Here is a 16,755-nt window from a genome sequence, read left to right as displayed (position 1 = left end):
ATCGCTGCCCGCATGCCGCCGCCAGCGGGGGCTCAAACACCTCAGGCCCGAGCATTTTCGGCTGCAACAGGACTCGCTGTTGCGTTTCAGAATCCTGGGATTCCAGCAGGCATCACCCTCCTTCCCCTGCTTGCACTGGGAATTGTGCTACGGCGCCTCCGGGCCGTCAAATGAAGATTCTCCGTCCACACCGCTCCGCACCGCCTGCGTCACGCATACCCTGTTGCTGCGTCTGCTGACAGACAGAATCTCAACGCCGACGATACGCCCCGCTCCGTCGTAGTCCGCGAGGATACCGGGCTCGATCTCATTGGTTGTTTCGATCTGGGCCGTCGAGATCTCAAGGTAAGCGGCGTCTGCTACTGGGTCGAATTCGAGGTTCATCGGTCAGCCAGGTTTCCATTGGGCATGCCGCGATTTTCCAGCAACGGTACTGGGTGAGATACGTGCGCCCTGGATGGCTCATCCGCCAGCGATTCTACAATATGGAATCCCAATTCGCGACAGTGGGCATCCGCTGCGCTTGAATACGCTGCCAGATCGTTGTGAAAGCGTTGGGCAAGCTGCTCGCGAATGGCATGAAGCTCAGCGACAATCGGATCTCGGCAGACGGCAGTGGTAGTCATTGCAATATCTCCATCAGCTCAAACGGCGTTACCAATTCGGGTAGAATGAAGCCCTGGGCAGCGCACAGGCCGCGCAGCACCGGCGTCTGAGCGGGGTTGGCGATGTGGGAGCAATTCCAGGTCAGTAGCACCTGGATACGGTGATGGGCGGCACAGGCAATGTGGAGGGCGTCGATGCGAGCCTTGGGGGGCAATCCGCCGCCGAGCAGCAGAAACTCCGCAAGCTCGAGGATCTCCGGGTTGACCGGCAGCACAGGAATCAGCCGCAGTGCCGCAAGGCGTTGTTGGGCGGCCTGGGGATCGCCGTTGCTGGCCTCTTCGATTTCAGCAGCGAGGCCCAGATCGCCTCGATCGCCTGAATGCATTCTGCGATGCTCATGCCTTCGATGTCGATCATGTTCATATCTGCAACCCGGCGCGTGAAGCTGGCCCTTGGAGACGCATGATGGCGCCAACCAGCGCGGTGATCGATGGGGGGCGCCGCGCTGCGAAGTCTTGACGACAGTGGCGCTTAGGATGCGCTCAGGTGCGACGTATCTCAAGGTCTAGCCAATGCCGCCGCGCCCCAGCCGTCCGACGAGTTGGTTGTTGTGCCGGACGCGCAGACTGGTCGGGGACAGGCGGCGGTGGAGGATTGCCGGCAGTTTCTGGTCCTGCGGCTGATGGAACTCGTGCAGGGCCGCGAGCATGGGCTGGGCATAGGCCAGACGTGCCGCAAGGTCCCAGCCCTGATCCTTGCTCCGCTCGGCGATGGTCGGGGTTCAGTTGCGTCCGGCCGCCGGCCGCCACCAAGTCCAGGCATTCAGACAACCCGAAGACAGCGACGCCGCGGGGGCTTGGGCGCTTGGCCGCGTCGAAACGGACCGCACCGCGGGTCAGCAGGAACCGCGCCGCGACGAAGCCGGGGGCGAGCCGGGGGCGGAGCTTGCCGGCAAGGGTGGGTCTGGGTGGATGCGTCGAGCCAGCAGTGACACAGGCCTAAGACGCGCAACTGATCGCGACCTCGTTGCTGAATTGCCCGACCTGCTGGTCTTTGTACACATAGACCGCCCTGTAGCGGCGTAGCTCGGCCTTGCCGATCTGAGGCAGCGGGCGGTTGTCCAGGAAGGGGGACATGGTGGCGCGGCCCAGCAGGACCCAATCGCTATCCCCTTCGCGTTTGCGGTAGATGTTGATCCCGTGGGTCTTATACTTAACGAAGACCAATTGGACCGCTCCACCCATCTCACATTGTCGCCCGATCATCACCCCGACCATCAGGCGAACGGCAGCCGGTCGCGGCCGGGGGCCGCTCCTACGCCGTAGGAGCGGCCCCCGGCCGCGATACTGATAACGGCTGACGCCGCCCCACGTTGAACTTCGCCACGCGGGCCTTGGCGGTGGCGAGCAGGCGCCGCTCGTCATCGGTTTTGGCTATGCCCTCGAGGGTGGCAATGAGGGCATCGGCCGACAGGTGCTCGGCGCTGGCGTGGTTCAGCATGGCCACGACCCAGCGGCACCGATGGGTTTCGCTGCGCTCAACCCATCCTACGGGACTATGCTCACAGGTTCTGGAGCGGTATCACGAGACCCTGGCGGAGCGCAGCACGGGAAACGAAAAGGCCCGTGAGGCGTCACCGCCGCACGGGCCTTGCTTATCGACGGGCGGCTCTTAAGGCCGCCCTACCCCGCCGCGAATGAGCGGGGCACCGACCTGACTCAGGAGCGATCGTTCAGCCACTTGCCGATGGCCGGAGTGACTTCCTTTTGCGCCTTGCCGCTGACATAGATACCGATGTGACCGCCGGGGAAGGCGTTTTCGGTATAGTCCGTGCTGCCGACCAGGTCCTTCATCGGCCGCGAGGCGGCCGGGGGCACCAGGTGGTCCTGCAGGGCATAGACATTGAGCAGCGGGCAGGTGAGATTCTTGAGGTTGATCTCATGCTCACCGATCACGACGCCGCCATTGATGAGTCCGTTCTTCTGGTAGAAGTCCTTGGAAAATTGCCGGAAGGTCTCGCCCGCCTGATCGGGGCTGTCGAAGATCCACTTCTCCATGCGCAAGAAGTTCTTGACCTTGTCGGCGTCCTCCAGCACGTCGACCATATTCACATATTTCTGGCCGGCGAGGGCGAATGGCTTGAGCGACAAGAAGGTCCAGTTGAGCAATTCGCCTGGGACATTGCCCATGGTGTCGACCGCCAGGTCGATGTCCATGTGCTGCACCCAATTGGAGAGCAGGTTGCCGGGGGTCTGGAAGTCGACCGGGGTCACCATGGTGACCAGGTTCTTCACCTTGTCCTGGTGCATCGAGGTATACATCAGACTGAAAACGCCACCCTGGCAGATGCCCAGGATGTTGATGGCCGGGAGCCCATGGGCCTCGCAGATGTAATCCACGCAACGGTCCAGGTAGCCGTTGAGATAGTCATCCAGGGTCAGGCAACGGTCGGCCCCGTCCGGATAGCCCCAGTCGATCAGGTAGACGTCCTGACCGGTCTTGAGCAGACCCTTGATGGTGGAGCGGTCTTCCTGGATGTCGGTCATGTAGGGCCGATTGACCAGGGCATAGACGATCAGCAGGGGCACCGGCTGCGGGGTGACGCCTTCCGGGGTGTCGTAGCGATACAGCACCAGCTTGTCTTCCTTGTAGACGGCGTGCTTGGGACTGACGCCGGCATCGATCTTGTCCGCGTTGAGCAGGTTCTCCATGCCTTTACCCAGCTTGCGGGTATAGTCCATCATTTCCTGGGTCAGCTTGTCCGGCCGAATGTCGATTGGGATCACGTGATCTCTCCTCGTTATAGGTGTGTCTGACGCGCGCTTTAGGGTTCGGGCGGGCGGCAGTTATTTGCTGACTGGCTTGACGGCGGCGGGCGGCTTGGGCGCGGCGGCCGCGGGACCGGCGATCAGCGCGGCGCGGGGTGTACCGACCGCCGGCGCGGCCGGCTGGCCGCTGACCAGGGCCTCGACTTGGGCCTTGAGGGCCTTCAACTCCCGGGCGAGCCGCTTGTTCTCGCGACGTCCCTCGTGGACGCGCTCCTGCAGGGTGCGGATCTCGGAGCGCGTCGGCATGTTCATGCCGCCCAGTTGCTCGTCGACCATGATCGCCATGCGTTGCTTGAGCGCCATCTGGGCGTTGACCAGCTTGCCATGGATTTCCGCGTAAGCCGTGGTGCCGACCTCTTCCGCGTACACGGCCTCGCAGCAGTTGACCCAGTCGTCATAGATGGCGCGGGCGGAGTCGATGGTCTTGCCGCTCTTGATCAGGTCCTGCATGTAGGCGCGCATACGCTCCACCGCCTTGACCCCGAGCTTGGAGTAGAAACCCGCATACTCCTGGAGGGCCTTCTGGTAGTCCAGGTTGCGACGCATCAGGTCCTGGTAGGCGCCCTGCTCCTCACGGGTGTAACCCAGACCCGGTGCCGACAGCAACCGATCGACATGCTCCTGCATGCCGTCGTGGGGCATGTTGCGCAGGAAGTCGCCGGGCACCGGCGACATGGAGGAGGCCATGCGCTGCCAGTTGTCGTAGGGCAGCTCCCAGAAGGCGAGCATGCGGTGTAAGGCGGTCTGCCCCTCACCCGCCCCGCCGAACGAGCCGGCGAAGCCTTTCTGCATCTCCTCCAGTGACTTGCTCAAGGCGCTCCAGGCGTCAGTGTCGCCACCGGCGCTGGGCAGAAAGGTCTCGGCCATCTTGAAGAAGGCCTTACCCTGATCCATCATCCGTTCCATAAACTGCTTGGAAGCACCCGGTGCGGCCGGGGAGATGGCGGTCCACCAGTGGTCCAGGGCCGATTCCCAGGGGGCGGTGTGGCTACCGCCCTCCTGGCCCATGGCCTTGCGATTCATCGCGATCCAACTGTCCCAGTACTTGCGCTGGGTCTCCATCCAGTCGTTTGAAAAGAAGCTATCTTCGTTCACGTTGCGGCCTCCTCGGGTGTAAGTTGGAAAAAGCTAGCACGGAAAATTGTGCGCTGCAACAAACTCCGCTATTATCCGTCGAAATCGGGGCGGGCACCCACTTGTCGCGGCGTCCACCGCCGGTGCGCCGCCCTCCGCCGTCTTGCGCGATACGCGATAAAGTAGGCTTCACAACAGCCACTTACATCCACACCAGTCGCCCGTGACGGCGTTGCGACCCGACCGGCAAGCCGGACTCCGACCAGCCACAGGGCATCAGCATGAGTAGCGAGCGCATCATCAAGAAGTACCCCAATCGGCGTCTGTATGACACGGAGGTCAGCCGCTACATCACGCTCGCCGACGTACGCACGCTGGTCATGGACAGCGCCCGGTTTCGGGTCGTCGACGCCGCCAACGACGCCGATATCACCCGTTCGATCCTGCTCCAGATCATGCTGGAGGAGGAAACCGGGGGCGAGTCACTGTTCAGCGCCAACATGCTGGCCCAGATCATCCGTTTCTACGGGGGCACGGTACAGGGGGTATTTGCCCGCTACCTGGAGAGCTCCCTGGACCTCTTCGCCCAGCAACAGAAGCAATTGAGCAACACCTGGGGCGACAACCCCATCGACGCGGTGACCCGGATGACCAAGCGCAACATGGACCTGTGGGCGAACCTCCAGGACGAGTTTATGCGTGCGGCGGGCATCCCCGTCGGCAGCGAGCGCCCCCGCGACGAAGACCCTTGATCCGGCGCCGCGAATGCCGCATGTAATAATCCCGCACTGTTTTTGACACAGAGACTTGACGCCCCGGACAGCGGACACGACCGGCGCCGGAAAAACCAATCCCGAGCATTGAACATTTCTGACTTGACACCGGTTAGCGAGCCGACTATTGTGCGCTGCAACAAATGCTGCATCGCAGCAATTTCCGGAGTAACGACGATGACCGCGACCGATACCTTTAACACCGTCAACGAAATCACCAACAAGGGCGTGGAGCGTATGTCCAGCCTGGGCGAACTCAACCTGCGCATCTTCGAGCGCATGGCCACCCGTCAAGTGGATGCCATGAACCTGGCCGTCGAGCACAGTGTGCGCCTGACCAAGCTCGCCACCGAGTCCAAGGGCGTGACCGAATTCTTCAAGGCCCAGGCCGAGGCCGCCAAGGAACTGAGCGAGCGCGTGCTGAGCGAGTCCAAGATCAACATGCAACTCGCTGGCCAAGCCCGTGACGACTACCGCGTGTGGTTTGAGAAGAACCTGGCCGACGTGAGCGCCGACCTGCGCAAGGCCGTCCCGGCCGTCTAAGTACAGATAGGCACTCGGTCCATGGATGGACCGCCATTTTTACTAGCCGCACGGTCGCCGGAGCGGCTAGTGAAAATGGGGTCGCAGACACCCTATTTTGGCCGCCCGCCAATGGCGCTGGTGGCCATATAACCGTAAGAACAAGCAATAACCCGGAGGAGAGAGATAATGGCACGAGTCGCATTCGTCACCGGTGGTATCGGCGGTATCGGCACCGCGATTTGCACCCGTCTGGTGCAGGACGGTTTTACCGTGGTCGCCAACCATCACCCCTCTGAGTGCGAGATCGCGGAAGCCTGGAAAAAGGATCGCGCCGCCGAAGGCATGACGATCGCCACCTATTCCGCCGATGTCTCCTCCTTCGAGGACACCGGGCGCATGATCGGTGAGATCGTCGCCGCGCATGGTCCGATCGAAGTCCTGGTCAATTGCGCCGGCATTACCCGCGACACCACCTTCAAGAAGATGCAGCCCTCGCAATGGAATGCGGTGATCAACGTCAACTTGAACAGCGTGTTCAATGTGACCCGGCAGGTCTGGGAAGGGATGCTGGAGCGCGGTTACGGGCGGATCATCAACATCAGCTCGGTCAACGGCCAGCGCGGGCAGTTCGGGCAGACCAATTACTCCGCCGCCAAGGCTGGCATGCACGGTTTCACCATGGCCCTGGCCCAAGAGGGCGCCTCCAAGGGCATTACCGTCAACACCATCTCCCCCGGCTATGTGGAGACGGCGATGACGCTGGCCATGGATGACAAGGTGCGTAACTCCATCATCGGCGGGATCCCGATGCGCCGCATGGCGCAACCGGCCGAGATCGCCTCTGCGGTCGGCTTCCTCGCCGCCGATGCCAACGGCTATGTCACGGGCGCCAACATCCCGGTGAACGGCGGCCTGTTCATGCATTGAATCGGGTGACGTAACAAACAACAACTCACGTCACCCCAGGATCTCAACCGAGTCCTCCTCGTCTCTCTAAACATGAGACGTTCCAGCCCGGCTCCCCGCCGGGCTTTTTTTGCCTGCGATTTTTCGCTACCTCTAATATCAATAACTTTTGTTGTTGACGCCCATCATGGCGAGGGCGGCGGTCGGGCGCGCCGACCCGGCAACCCCACCGCAAGCGCTTGACGACGCGGCCAGCGGATCAGATACTTCGAGCCCCCCCGGATCGACTTGAGCAGTCGTTAACTCATGGCGCTTATCCATCTCATCTATGTCAGCACGGCGTTCAAGGAATTGGACACGACCGCACTCGATCAGATTCTAGCATCCAGTGTTCGACACAACACGCCGCAACAGGTGACCGGGATGCTGCTCTATGCCGGCGGTAGCTTTATGCAGGTGCTGGAAGGCGAGGCGGCCGCCGTGGACGAAACCTTCACCCGAATCAAGCGCGACCCGCGCCACACCGACGTGTTTGAAATCGCGCGCGAACCGGTCGACGAGCGCCACTTCGATCGCTGGAGCATGGGTTTCAAACGCCTCAGCGCAGGCGACGCAGCGACCCACCCCGGCTATGCGCCATTCTTCGAGCACGGCTTCGACCCCGCCACCATCGGCGCCCATCCGGGGCTCGCACTCGAGATGCTGATCGATTTCAGCCTCAACCAAAGCCCCGGCAGGCCGAGTTGACGGCGTCCCGCATGAGTTGGCTAGGAGGCTCGCGACGGGACTGCGTAAAGATCGCGCATGCCGCAGCCGGTTTTTTGACGCAAAATCCCTGCAAACGCTTAGTTAATAAGCCAGTTGATAAGCAATGAACGATTCAGTCGATACTTTTCGGCGGTATGTGCATTTTGACGGATTACGAGCGATCGCCGTTGCCATGGTCATGTACGAACACTGGATCTTTGTCGCCAGGGATCATGATACCTGCAACAAATGGTACGATTACCTATTCAGAATTTCGCTTGGTTATTTCGGCGTAACGATATTTTTTGTATTGTCCGGGTTCTTGATTACCGGCATTCTCATTAAAGGCCAAGGTCTTGAGGGCCGTGCCAAGTCGCGTTTTCTTCGCGCTTTCTACCTTAGGCGGTCACTTCGCATTTTTCCGGTTTATTTCTTGCTTATCTTGGTCGCGGCCTGGCTCGTAAAGGGCTCGTGTCGCGAAGACTTTCTTTGGCTCGCCCTTTATGGAACAAATATTCTGGTATTCTTGAAGCAAAGTTGGATCGGACCGCCATCTCACTTATGGACGCTGGCAGTCGAGGAGCAGTTTTATCTTGTCTTGCCGATTTTGGTCCTTTTCTTTGCAAGGAACTTAAGGCAGTTTCTGGTTGGGGTACTGATTTTCAGCTTTATCTATAGGTTGGGATTTACCTTGTTTCTGCCGGACGTGAAGTTTCCCGAGATACTTCCAATTGTGAGCATGCAAGCGCTGGTGATCGGCGGACTACTAGCCCTGCCCGGCGGTGACAAAGACGTACTCTATCGCATTGCGCAACCGCTGGCGCTCTTGCTTCCACTATTTTTTCTATTGGCAATGTTCAGGCCAAGTGGCGCTATTTTCAACCACCCGATTATCGGCATCGTTGGCGGCTATTCTGTTGTGGGATTTTCGGTCGTCCTGGTCGCTAAGGCAATGAAAGGTTATCGCGGCCCCCTTGGGGCATTTTTCGATTTGCGGGCCATTCGCTATCTCGGTTTAATTAGCTACGGCCTGTATCTGTACCATAATTTTGCCGCCTGGGGATGGGGCTTGATTTCGCGAAATACCGGCTTCCCTTACGATACCCTTGATTTTGCGTGGCAAGTCCCGCTCAATGCGATGCTGACTGTCAGTATTGCAATCTTATCCTGGGAGATCGTTGAGCGACCACTTAACGGACTGAAACGATTTTTTCCTTATTAATCAATCACTCGCATATCATAACTGCCGGTGGTTCAGCGCTTGGTTCATCCACGGATAACAGTGCGCTGGTCGCTCCGTTGGACCTCAATCATTATCCCGGCGGCAATGACGGCGCAACGCTGGCCGGAACGATGATCAAGCTCCCCCCGTACGCGTGACACCGCGCCCGCGGTGTCACGCCTGTGTCAGTCGCCGTGCGCGGGAAGCGCGGGCTTGATCATCGTTCCGGCCAGCAGCCATCTTCTGGAGTCCAAGGCTTCAGCCTTGGTCCTGTCCAGCCAAGGCTGAAGCCTTGGACTCCTGCCCCGGAGTGGCCGGAACGACGATCAAGGCCGGAAGCGCCAGTGGCCAGAGTTATGATCAAGGCCTCAGGTGGTCGCCATCCAGATGAGTCGGGAAGCGCTTATTCATCCAAAGGCGACCTGAGATCGGCGTGCATCCCCCCCAGTCATACCACCCGCCGGCGCCAGACGGAGATCAATACCCGTCCTCCCGGAAATTGCAGGTATGGTCGCAATTGCAGGCAGGGATCCCCGTCGACAGATCGATCTGCGCATAGGGATTCCCGGCAATGACCCCGAACTTATCGGCATAGTGATATTTCGGGGTCTTCAAGGCCATGAGCCCACCTGGAGGTAGCTGGGGCGTGGCGGTAAATCCGAACTCCTGGACCTCGCCCCGCTGCTCGAGGATCCGATCGGGGAATACCGAAATCACCATGCGGTCAAAGGACCAGGTGATACGGGCAGCACCTGTTTCGGGGTTCGGATCATTACCCTGAAATACCTTGCAATGCTCCTGCACGCTTTTCATGGCACAGGCGACTGTATCATCGGCCGTCGGAAAGTGGGTGGCAACCATGAGCCGCGGACGCGGCTCGACCTGGCTGAGTAGATACCCAAAGGCCCCCTGCGGGGTATGGGAGCTATTCTGGACCACCGTCAGATTTTGGACCAGGGGTCCAGGCACCTTCGACGGATCGGTCATGCCCTTCATCTTCATCGCCCACACCTGCGCTGGAACGACCATCTCGTGGATGAATACGTCCACACCGCGGCCGCCGTTGCGGGCCGCCTCCAGACTGAGCCGTTCGGGCTTGGTGTCGCCCGTGTAGATCATGCTCCGCCCCCGCCATTCTAGCTTGTAGCCGATGGACCCCTTGCGGGTATGGATCACCGGGAAGAAGGTGATCTTGACCCCGGTGGCCTTATTTTCATAGGCGACGTTCTCGCCTTTCGCATACGCTTGTAAATCCAGTTCGATCGGAATCATGGCATAACCATCGTCCTTCGGATCGTTGCCGACGGGTATGGGTTCGCAGGGCAAACCCCAGCTTTCCCGGGTGGGCGCGCGGTAGCCGACATGGCCGGTCGACTCGAAACTGAAGCTCTCCGTGTGCCAACGGCAGGCCTCACGCAGATGCGCACAGAAGGCCCGCGTGCCGTCGTCATAAAATCTCGGCTGGCCCGCCCCTGTCGAAGCAAGCGGGTTTTCCACCCCCGACGGGCCAGGCCCCCACACGTACAGTGGAGACTTGCGATCACCCGCGGGACCGAAGCAATAGAAGGTGGTCAGGTCGCTCATGTGGTCGCCGTGCAGATGGGTCAGAAAGACCTTATCCATCCGCCCATAGCCGACATTCATCGCGCCATAATTGGCACCGACCCCGGAGCCGCAGTCGAATACAAACTGATCCAGCGGCATCTCTTTCGCCGGGTCCCAACCCACTTCGACAAAGATGCTCATCATCCGCTGGGCCAGGGTGCGCGGCGGGATCGCCGACCCCATGAAGGTGATCCGCATCTCATTTTCGGCCAGCGGCGCGATGGTCGTGCGCGTGTGATGGCTGAACGGAACGAATGGGGGTAGCTTGTCGAAATAGGTATAGCGCTGCGCGGCGGCCGGGTCGGTCCAGCTACAGGTCGGCCCGGGCGGGCATGAGCAGCTGGCGTCCGCGCAGCTCTCACCAACCGCGGCTGTACCCGCCACGGCATCGGTAAGCGTGCCCCCAAGGGCCAAGCCGCCCAGGCTCCAGCCTGACAGCTTCAATGCGTCGCGCCGCGTCCAACCGGTGGGTTCTGTCTTATTCGAGTCAGTCATGATGGTTTCTCTTTGGTTTTACTTGGGGAACAGGAACTGGACCTGTGCCCGGATATCCCAGTTAGGGCCATTGGTGGGTGAGACTACGTTGTAATAGCCAGCCAAACTCATATTGACGGGCAACTTGCCGAGGCGAAAGACCTTGCCGATGCCGGCGCCGACCGGCACGGTCCACTGCTGACTACTGGCGGCCCGCCAGTCGACGGTAATGACGGGCGACGAGGTGATATACACGCCGTTCGTGAAGTTGTAATTAATACCCGGTTGGATGACACCATGGTTATATGACCCGCCCGCCTGGTTGCTGGACAGTGACCAGATGTTGTTGAACAGCAGACCAAAGACCCAGGGGCTCTGGTGATCGAGGTGGACGAGGACCACCGAGGGCCCCAGCCCCCAATTGCGATTGCCGAGCCGAGTGTCACTATCCGTGGGCGCCTGCACGACCGGTCCCGCGCCCCAAATCCATTTCCCAGGCTTAGCGGGGGACAACCAGGCGGTGAAGACCGTATCGCCGATCCCGTTCACCGCCTTCACCGTCGGCGTTAGGTCAGGCATCCAGATCACCGGCACGATCGTGCGTGTGATGATATTCCAGTCGGAATTGACCGTGAACGGGATCACCGGCTGGATGTTGAGCACATTCTGCGTGTTATTCTGGGGACCGAAATGCAGATTGGTGTTGTTCTGGAATGGCACGCTGATCAGGTTGGCCACCGGGTTCTGCGTGATCTTTGCCAACTGCTCGGCGCTCAATTCGGCGCGGGCCGCGGTTGCCGCGACCGTTGCTGCCACGCCGAGTACGGCGGCTAGCCGTCGGATATCAGGCATCTTACTCATTGGTTACCTCGCAGTGATCGATCGGTAGGCGCCGGTGTCTTGAAGCCGATCCTTCGGTGTTCTCGCTTTATCATTTGAATCGCCTCGGGGCCCGTACGCGCGGCCGGCCACGAGCGCGCGCACCATGGGCAAGGCGGCGCCGGACAGCTCGACTCGGGCAGGCCCATGTTAGGCAGCGATCACATCCTGTCTATTGCCCCAAAGGGCCAAGCGAGCGACCTAAGGTCCCGCGGGGCCTGATCGGCTGACCGGGAATGGGCCCCGCCAACAGCCCCGGCCGTAGCGGCCAGGCCCAGCGAGACCGTCGCGCCATGGTGGACGGCAACCCGGAGATCCGGCACCCTATAAGCCCTCGCTTCTCGTCACGATGGCGCCTGAACGACGCAATGATTTTCGACGCACGAACCGGCTTTCTGTTTATCAGTGTGCTCAGCCTGGTCATTTCGCTGGCGCTCTGGACCGTGCTGTGGCGCCAGCGCACCCTGGCGCTGCACCTGTGGTGCGGCGGTGGTATCGCCGCCGCAGTGTCCAGCCTGTTATTCGCCCTGCGTGCGGTCGTGCCCACGGTGCTGGGCTTTACGCTGGCGACCCTGCTCGCGTTCCTGATGCTAGTGCTCAAGCTCCAGGCCGTCCGTCTGGCACTCGACGCCCCGGAGCCCCCAAGTCGTCTGGTCATCCTGGTACTGGCCTTTCTGGCCGGATACCAATCTCTGCTGCTCAGTGCCAGCGAGCCGTTGCGCTACGTCATTACTTCGGTTGCGTTTATTATCATGAACACCCGCGTGGCCTGGTGGGCCTGGCGGCTGGGGCGGCGCGGTGGGCAGCGCAGCGCCGACTGGATTGCCGCGGCCTTTGCCTTGATGGCCACGATGTTTGGGCTGCGTCTGCTCAGTGCCGGCCTGGGGGCCTCCCATCCCGGGCTACTAACCCAGGGCTATGACTCGCTGCTGTTGGCGCTGACCGTGACCTTCGGGATTATCGTCAGCAATATCGCCTGGCTTGGCCTCGCACTGGAGCGCCTGATCGGGGCGCAGGTCGCGGCCGCGGCGGCGCAGGCCCGCGGCGAGGAAAACCGGCTCTTGAGCGAGCGCATTGCCCAACTTGAGCGCCAGCGCAGCCTGGGGCTGCTGTCGGCCTCCTTGGCACACGAGCTGAACCAGCCGCTGACCGCTATCCTCACCAACGCCGAGGTCGCCCAGCGCGGCCTGCGCAGCAGCGACGACGACCGGATACCGGCGCTCGCGTTGCTCGACAAGATCGTCCACAACACCGAGCGTGCCAGGCAGATCGTCGAACACATCCGCGGCTTCATCCGTCCGGCCAAGGACCAGCGCGAGCCGGTCGATCTGGTGCAGGTCATACTGGACGTGGCCGAGTTGGTTGCCGCCGAGGCGCGGGCCCAGCGCACCGACTTGGACTTGCGCCTGCCTCAGCACCCGCTTTGGATCACCGGCGACCCGATCCAACTCTCGCAGATTGTGCTCAATGTGCTGCGCAATGCGATCGAGGCGGCGTCACTGGGCGAGCGACGGGAGATTGAGGTCCGTCTGGACCAGCAGGATGGCCAGGCACGCCTGCAGGTGCAGGATCGCGGCCCCGGGTTATCGCCCGCGGCCTTGCGGGAGGCCGGCCAGCCATTTTTCACGACCAAGACCCAGGGGCTGGGGCTCGGGCTGTCGATCTCGCGTACGATCGCCGGGCAACACGGCGGCAATCTCACCCTCACCAATGCGGCGGGCGGCGGGGCGCTGGCCGAGCTGAGGCTGCCGCTGCGGGCGCTGCGATCCACCGAGGCCTGACCGATGACTCGTAACCCTTCGATCCGCCGACCCATCACGGTCAGCGATCGGCAACTGGCCGAACGCTGCGCCCGCGGTCGCGTGGTGGCGATCGACGACGATGCCGAAATCCTGCTGGCCCTGCGCGCGCTCTTCGAGCTCGAGGGCTATGCGTGCGAGACCTACGACTCGGCCGTCGTTTTGCTCCAGGCATTGAGCGAGAACCGTCCCGTTTTTCCAGGGCCTTGCTGCCTGCTCTGCGATGTCAGGATGCCGCAGATCGATGGGCTCGAACTGCAACGCCGCCTGCAGGAGCTTGGCGATGTGCCCATGCTGCTGATGAGCGGCTCCAGCGGCGCGCCGGAGGCAGCCAGCGCCTTCCGCGCCGGGGCGCTCGACTTTCTGATCAAACCGATAAAGGCGCAGACCCTGCTCGACGCTGTAACCAAGGCGCTGGCGGTGAGCGCGCAGCGCCAGCAGCAGCGCGCGCGCCGGGAGGAACTGGCGGCGCGCTTCAATTCACTCACCGAGCGGGAGCGCGAGATCGCGCGAAGGGTGGCGCTAGGTCAGCGCAATTTGGAGATTGCAGACGCACTGGGCATTGCGCTGCGCACCGTCAAACGGCATCGCCAGCAGGCGATGGAGAAACTGGAGGTCGACACACTGGTCGATCTCGTACACGTCATTGGCGAAATGAAATGAGCTGGGGCAGGTGAACGCCGATGAACCAACCTGCCTGCCGGGCGGGCGTGGGGCGGATGCCGAGCCGCTGGAGTCAGGACCTCAGCAGGTCGCCGCCAGCACTCAGGTCCTGCCGCCGCGCCGTACGCAGGCGCTCGGCGGCGACGATGGCGGCCAGCTCCGCCAACGCGGTATCGAAGCCGTCGTTGACGACCACATAGTCATATTCACCCCAGTGGGCACAGTCCTCGCGCGCCTGGGCCAGCCGACCGGCGATCACCGTGTCGCTGTCGGTACCGCGGGTGCGCAGCCGACGCTCCAGTTCGGCCCCCGACGGTGGGAGGATGAAGAGACCCACGGCCGTGGGAAAGCGGGTCCGCACCTGACGGGCGCCCTGCCAGTCGATCTCCAGGATCAGGCCGCGGCCGGGCACCAAGCCACCGCGCACATCGGCCTCGCGGGTGCCATAGAGGTTGCCAAAGACCTCCGCGTGCTCCAGAAAGGCGCCGGCGGCGACCTCCGCACGAAAGTCCTCCACGCTCAGGAAGTGGTAATGCACCCCGTCGCGTTCACCCGGGCGCGGCGCCCGGGTGGTGGCCGAGACCGAGAGCCCGAGGCCCGGGTCCCGCTCCAGCAGGGCGCGGACCAGGCTGGTCTTGCCCGCGCCGGACGGGGCGGAAACGATGAACAGGATGCCGTCATGCATGGTCGGAATATCCGTCTCTATGAGGGTAAGGGCGATCGGGGTCAGGCCAGGCCCAGCGTCTGCAGCAGCTTGACCAGCCCAAAGGCCATGCCGCCGGCGGCCGGGATGGTCAGTACCCAGGCCCACAACATCCGCTCCACCACGGTCCAGCGGACGGCGGAGAAACGCTTGGCCGCCCCCACACCCATGATGGCGGCGGAGATATTGTGGGTGGTGGAAACCGGGATGCCGAGACTGGAGGCGATGGTGATCACGGTGGCCGCGGAGGTCTCGGCGGCAAAGCCGTGGATCGGGTGCAGGCGCACGATCTTGTGGCCCAAGGTCTTGATGATCCGCCAGCCGCCGATGGCGGTGCCGGCCGCCATGGTCACGGCGCAGGTGAGCTTGATCCAGAGATCGATATCGCCCTTCGCCAGCGCCGCCGGACTGGGGTGCAGCCAGCTGAGCCATGACGGCAACGCATCGAGGGTCCCGGCGTGCTGTGCCGAAACCAGCGCGAGCGCGATGATGCCCATGGTCTTCTGCGCATCGTTGAGCCCGTGGGCCAGCCCCATGTAGCCCGCGGAGAACAGCTGGGCCTTACCGAAAAAGGCGTTGGCCCAGCGGGGCCGGGCGATGCGCATCAGCACCCCGCCGCTGCGCGACATCGACCAGAAGAGCGCAAACAGCAACCCCATCAACAGGTAACCGCCGACGAAGCCCAGGATCGGGCTGCTCACCATCGGCACCACCACCTTCCAGAACACCCCCGCGCTCTTGTACCAGGGGTCGGACGGTTGCGACCAGATCACCGCCCCCCACTGTCCGTGGGCGGCGGCGAGCGCCGCGCCGCACAGACCGCCGATCAGCGCATGGGAGGAGGAGGACGGCAGGCCGAGATACCAGGTCACCAGGTTCCAGACGATGCCGCCGATGAGCGCACAGATGATCACCTGGGAGGTGACATCCACCACGCCCACGTCCAGCAGACCGGTGGCGATGGTCTTGGCCACCGCGGTGCCCCAGAGCGCGCCGATCAGGTTGGTGCTGGCCGCGAGCGCCACTGCCTGCATGGGCGACAGCACCTTGGTCGCGACCACGGTGGCGATGGAGTTCGCCGTGTCGTGGAAGCCGTTGATGTATTCAAAAACGAGCGCGGTGAGGACCACCGCGATGAGGAGGGTCAACACGGCGGCATCCTCAGCTATTCTTGAGTGCGATCTGGTAGGCGACCGCGCCGGCCTCGCGGCAACGGTCGATAGCCTTCTCCAGGATCTCGAAGAACTCCTTGATCAGGAACATCTGTTGACCCTCGTAGCGACCCGAGTAGAGGTCGCGGTAGAGCTCCAGCATCAGCCGGTCGGCCTCGCTCTCGATGGAGCGCAGGCGGTCGTTTAAGTCGCGCATCTTCTGGAGCTTCATCTTGCGCAGTTGGCGGACCATGTCGGCCACCACCAGGGCGGCCTGCTCCAGCATGGCCGCGCGCGGGGCGAAGTCGATCCCGTCGAGCAAGCGGGTGGCCAGGGTGTAGCGCTCGGCAAAGCGCTCCACCTGTTTGGGGATGCGCACCAGGGCGGAGCTCAGGGCCTCGATGTCCTCGCGCTCCAGGGCGGTGACGAAGCTGTTGACCAACTCCTCGTTGATCTTGTCGGCGATGGCGCGCTCGCGCTCGCGGGCGTGCCGGAAGGCGTCCAGGGCCGGGGCCTTGTCAGTGCCGCGCAGCATCGCATACAGGGCCTTGGTGCTGTCGGCCGCGGCGTTGGCCGCGTCCTCGAGCAGCCCGAAGAACTGGTTTCCTTTGCCGAAAATAGTCTGGAGCGAAAACATGCTGGCGCCTCGGAGAAGAGAAGGGGGCGGGGCGTCCCGAACGGGCACCCACCGCCGCTGGGGTGCGGGGCGCTATGTTACAGCCCGACTACCCCGGCCGTCCCGTTGTCAGACGCCTGAACTGGCAGATTCCAGACGACGCTTGAGCCTAGCCCGAATATCT

At 62.3% G+C, this 16,755-nt stretch carries 19 protein-coding genes; 7 read left to right on the top strand and 12 right to left on the bottom strand.

Going from position 1 to position 16,755, the window contains the following annotated elements:
• Positions 1-147: 147 nt before the first annotated feature.
• The 7 genes from QZX93_RS07165 to phaE form a co-directional block, all read right to left on the bottom strand.
• Complete coding sequence (locus tag QZX93_RS07165) at positions 148-384, bottom strand: DUF2283 domain-containing protein (RefSeq protein WP_295388706.1); 237 nt, start codon at positions 382-384, stop codon at positions 148-150.
• Complete coding sequence (locus QZX93_RS07160; RefSeq protein ID WP_295388707.1) at positions 381-626, bottom strand: hypothetical protein; 246 nt, start codon at positions 624-626, stop codon at positions 381-383. The genes QZX93_RS07165 and QZX93_RS07160 overlap by 4 nt, the downstream gene beginning before the upstream one ends.
• Positions 623-991: a type II toxin-antitoxin system VapC family toxin gene (locus tag QZX93_RS07155; protein ID WP_295388708.1), complete on the bottom strand. Its 369-nt coding sequence runs from the start codon at positions 989-991 to the stop codon at positions 623-625. The genes QZX93_RS07160 and QZX93_RS07155 overlap by 4 nt, the downstream gene beginning before the upstream one ends.
• A 613-nt stretch (positions 992-1,604) precedes the next feature.
• Positions 1,605-1,832, bottom strand: coding sequence for a hypothetical protein (locus QZX93_RS07150; RefSeq protein ID WP_295388709.1), 228 nt, complete (start codon positions 1,830-1,832; stop codon positions 1,605-1,607).
• Positions 1,833-1,920: 88 nt separating this feature from the next.
• The gene (locus QZX93_RS07145) at positions 1,921-2,112 is read right to left on the bottom strand and encodes a hypothetical protein (RefSeq protein ID WP_295388710.1); all 192 of its coding nucleotides are present in this window, start codon (positions 2,110-2,112) and stop codon (positions 1,921-1,923) included.
• A 212-nt stretch (positions 2,113-2,324) separates the two neighbouring features.
• Positions 2,325-3,392: a class III poly(R)-hydroxyalkanoic acid synthase subunit PhaC gene (locus QZX93_RS07140; RefSeq protein ID WP_295388711.1), complete on the bottom strand. Its 1,068-nt coding sequence runs from the start codon at positions 3,390-3,392 to the stop codon at positions 2,325-2,327.
• Positions 3,393-3,452: 60 nt separating this feature from the next.
• Positions 3,453-4,529 (bottom strand): class III poly(R)-hydroxyalkanoic acid synthase subunit PhaE, encoded by a 1,077-nt coding sequence (phaE, locus tag QZX93_RS07135; protein WP_295388712.1) that lies wholly within the window; start codon positions 4,527-4,529, stop codon positions 3,453-3,455.
• A gap of 260 nt (positions 4,530-4,789) precedes the next feature.
• Between phaE and phaR the strand changes: the two genes are divergently transcribed.
• The 5 genes from phaR (at position 4,790) to QZX93_RS07110 (ending at position 8,681) form a co-directional block, all read left to right on the top strand.
• On the top strand, positions 4,790-5,260 hold the full coding sequence (gene phaR, locus QZX93_RS07130; protein ID WP_295388713.1) for a polyhydroxyalkanoate synthesis repressor PhaR: 471 nt from the start codon (positions 4,790-4,792) through the stop codon (positions 5,258-5,260).
• Positions 5,261-5,458: 198 nt separating this feature from the next.
• Positions 5,459-5,824 (top strand): phasin family protein, encoded by a 366-nt coding sequence (locus tag QZX93_RS07125; protein ID WP_295388714.1) that lies wholly within the window; start codon positions 5,459-5,461, stop codon positions 5,822-5,824.
• A 168-nt stretch (positions 5,825-5,992) separates the two neighbouring features.
• On the top strand, positions 5,993-6,733 hold the full coding sequence (gene phbB, locus QZX93_RS07120) for an acetoacetyl-CoA reductase (RefSeq protein ID WP_295388715.1): 741 nt from the start codon (positions 5,993-5,995) through the stop codon (positions 6,731-6,733).
• A 285-nt stretch (positions 6,734-7,018) separates the two neighbouring features.
• Positions 7,019-7,459 (top strand): BLUF domain-containing protein, encoded by a 441-nt coding sequence (locus tag QZX93_RS07115; RefSeq protein ID WP_295388716.1) that lies wholly within the window; start codon positions 7,019-7,021, stop codon positions 7,457-7,459.
• Positions 7,460-7,583: 124 nt separating this feature from the next.
• Positions 7,584-8,681 (top strand): acyltransferase, encoded by a 1,098-nt coding sequence (locus QZX93_RS07110; protein ID WP_295388717.1) that lies wholly within the window; start codon positions 7,584-7,586, stop codon positions 8,679-8,681.
• Positions 8,682-9,158: 477 nt separating this feature from the next.
• On the opposite strand, the gene QZX93_RS07105 is transcribed toward QZX93_RS07110, so the two are convergent.
• Both QZX93_RS07105 and QZX93_RS07100 read right to left on the bottom strand, forming a co-directional pair.
• Entirely contained in the window at positions 9,159-10,781 is a 1,623-nt protein-coding gene (locus QZX93_RS07105; protein WP_295388718.1) for a hypothetical protein, read from the bottom strand.
• An 18-nt stretch (positions 10,782-10,799) separates the two neighbouring features.
• Complete coding sequence (locus QZX93_RS07100) at positions 10,800-11,612, bottom strand: neuromedin U (RefSeq protein ID WP_295394471.1); 813 nt, start codon at positions 11,610-11,612, stop codon at positions 10,800-10,802.
• Between the two features lie 395 nt (positions 11,613-12,007).
• Between QZX93_RS07100 and QZX93_RS07095 the strand changes: the two genes are divergently transcribed.
• Positions 12,008-13,420, top strand: coding sequence for an ATP-binding protein (locus tag QZX93_RS07095; protein WP_295388720.1), 1,413 nt, complete (start codon positions 12,008-12,010; stop codon positions 13,418-13,420).
• Between the two features lie 3 nt (positions 13,421-13,423).
• Positions 13,424-14,101, top strand: coding sequence for a response regulator (locus tag QZX93_RS07090; RefSeq protein WP_295388721.1), 678 nt, complete (start codon positions 13,424-13,426; stop codon positions 14,099-14,101).
• 73 nt (positions 14,102-14,174) lie between these two features.
• On the opposite strand, the gene gmk is transcribed toward QZX93_RS07090, so the two are convergent.
• The 3 genes from gmk to QZX93_RS07075 are packed head-to-tail and all read right to left on the bottom strand — an operon-like array spanning position 14,175 to position 16,592.
• Positions 14,175-14,786, bottom strand: coding sequence for a guanylate kinase (gmk, locus tag QZX93_RS07085; RefSeq protein ID WP_295388722.1), 612 nt, complete (start codon positions 14,784-14,786; stop codon positions 14,175-14,177).
• A 41-nt stretch (positions 14,787-14,827) separates the two neighbouring features.
• Complete coding sequence (locus tag QZX93_RS07080; protein ID WP_295388723.1) at positions 14,828-15,955, bottom strand: inorganic phosphate transporter; 1,128 nt, start codon at positions 15,953-15,955, stop codon at positions 14,828-14,830.
• Between the two features lie 10 nt (positions 15,956-15,965).
• Positions 15,966-16,592, bottom strand: a complete 627-nt coding sequence (locus tag QZX93_RS07075) for a pit accessory protein (RefSeq protein WP_295388724.1) — start codon at positions 16,590-16,592, stop codon at positions 15,966-15,968.
• Positions 16,593-16,755: the final 163 nt, after the last annotated feature.

The organism is uncultured Thiodictyon sp. (genome assembly GCF_903946935.1).
Lineage (GTDB): Bacteria > Pseudomonadota > Gammaproteobacteria > Chromatiales > Chromatiaceae > Thiodictyon.
Note: the sequence above shows the minus strand (reverse complement) of the source record. Positions and strands in the feature narration are given on the sequence as shown.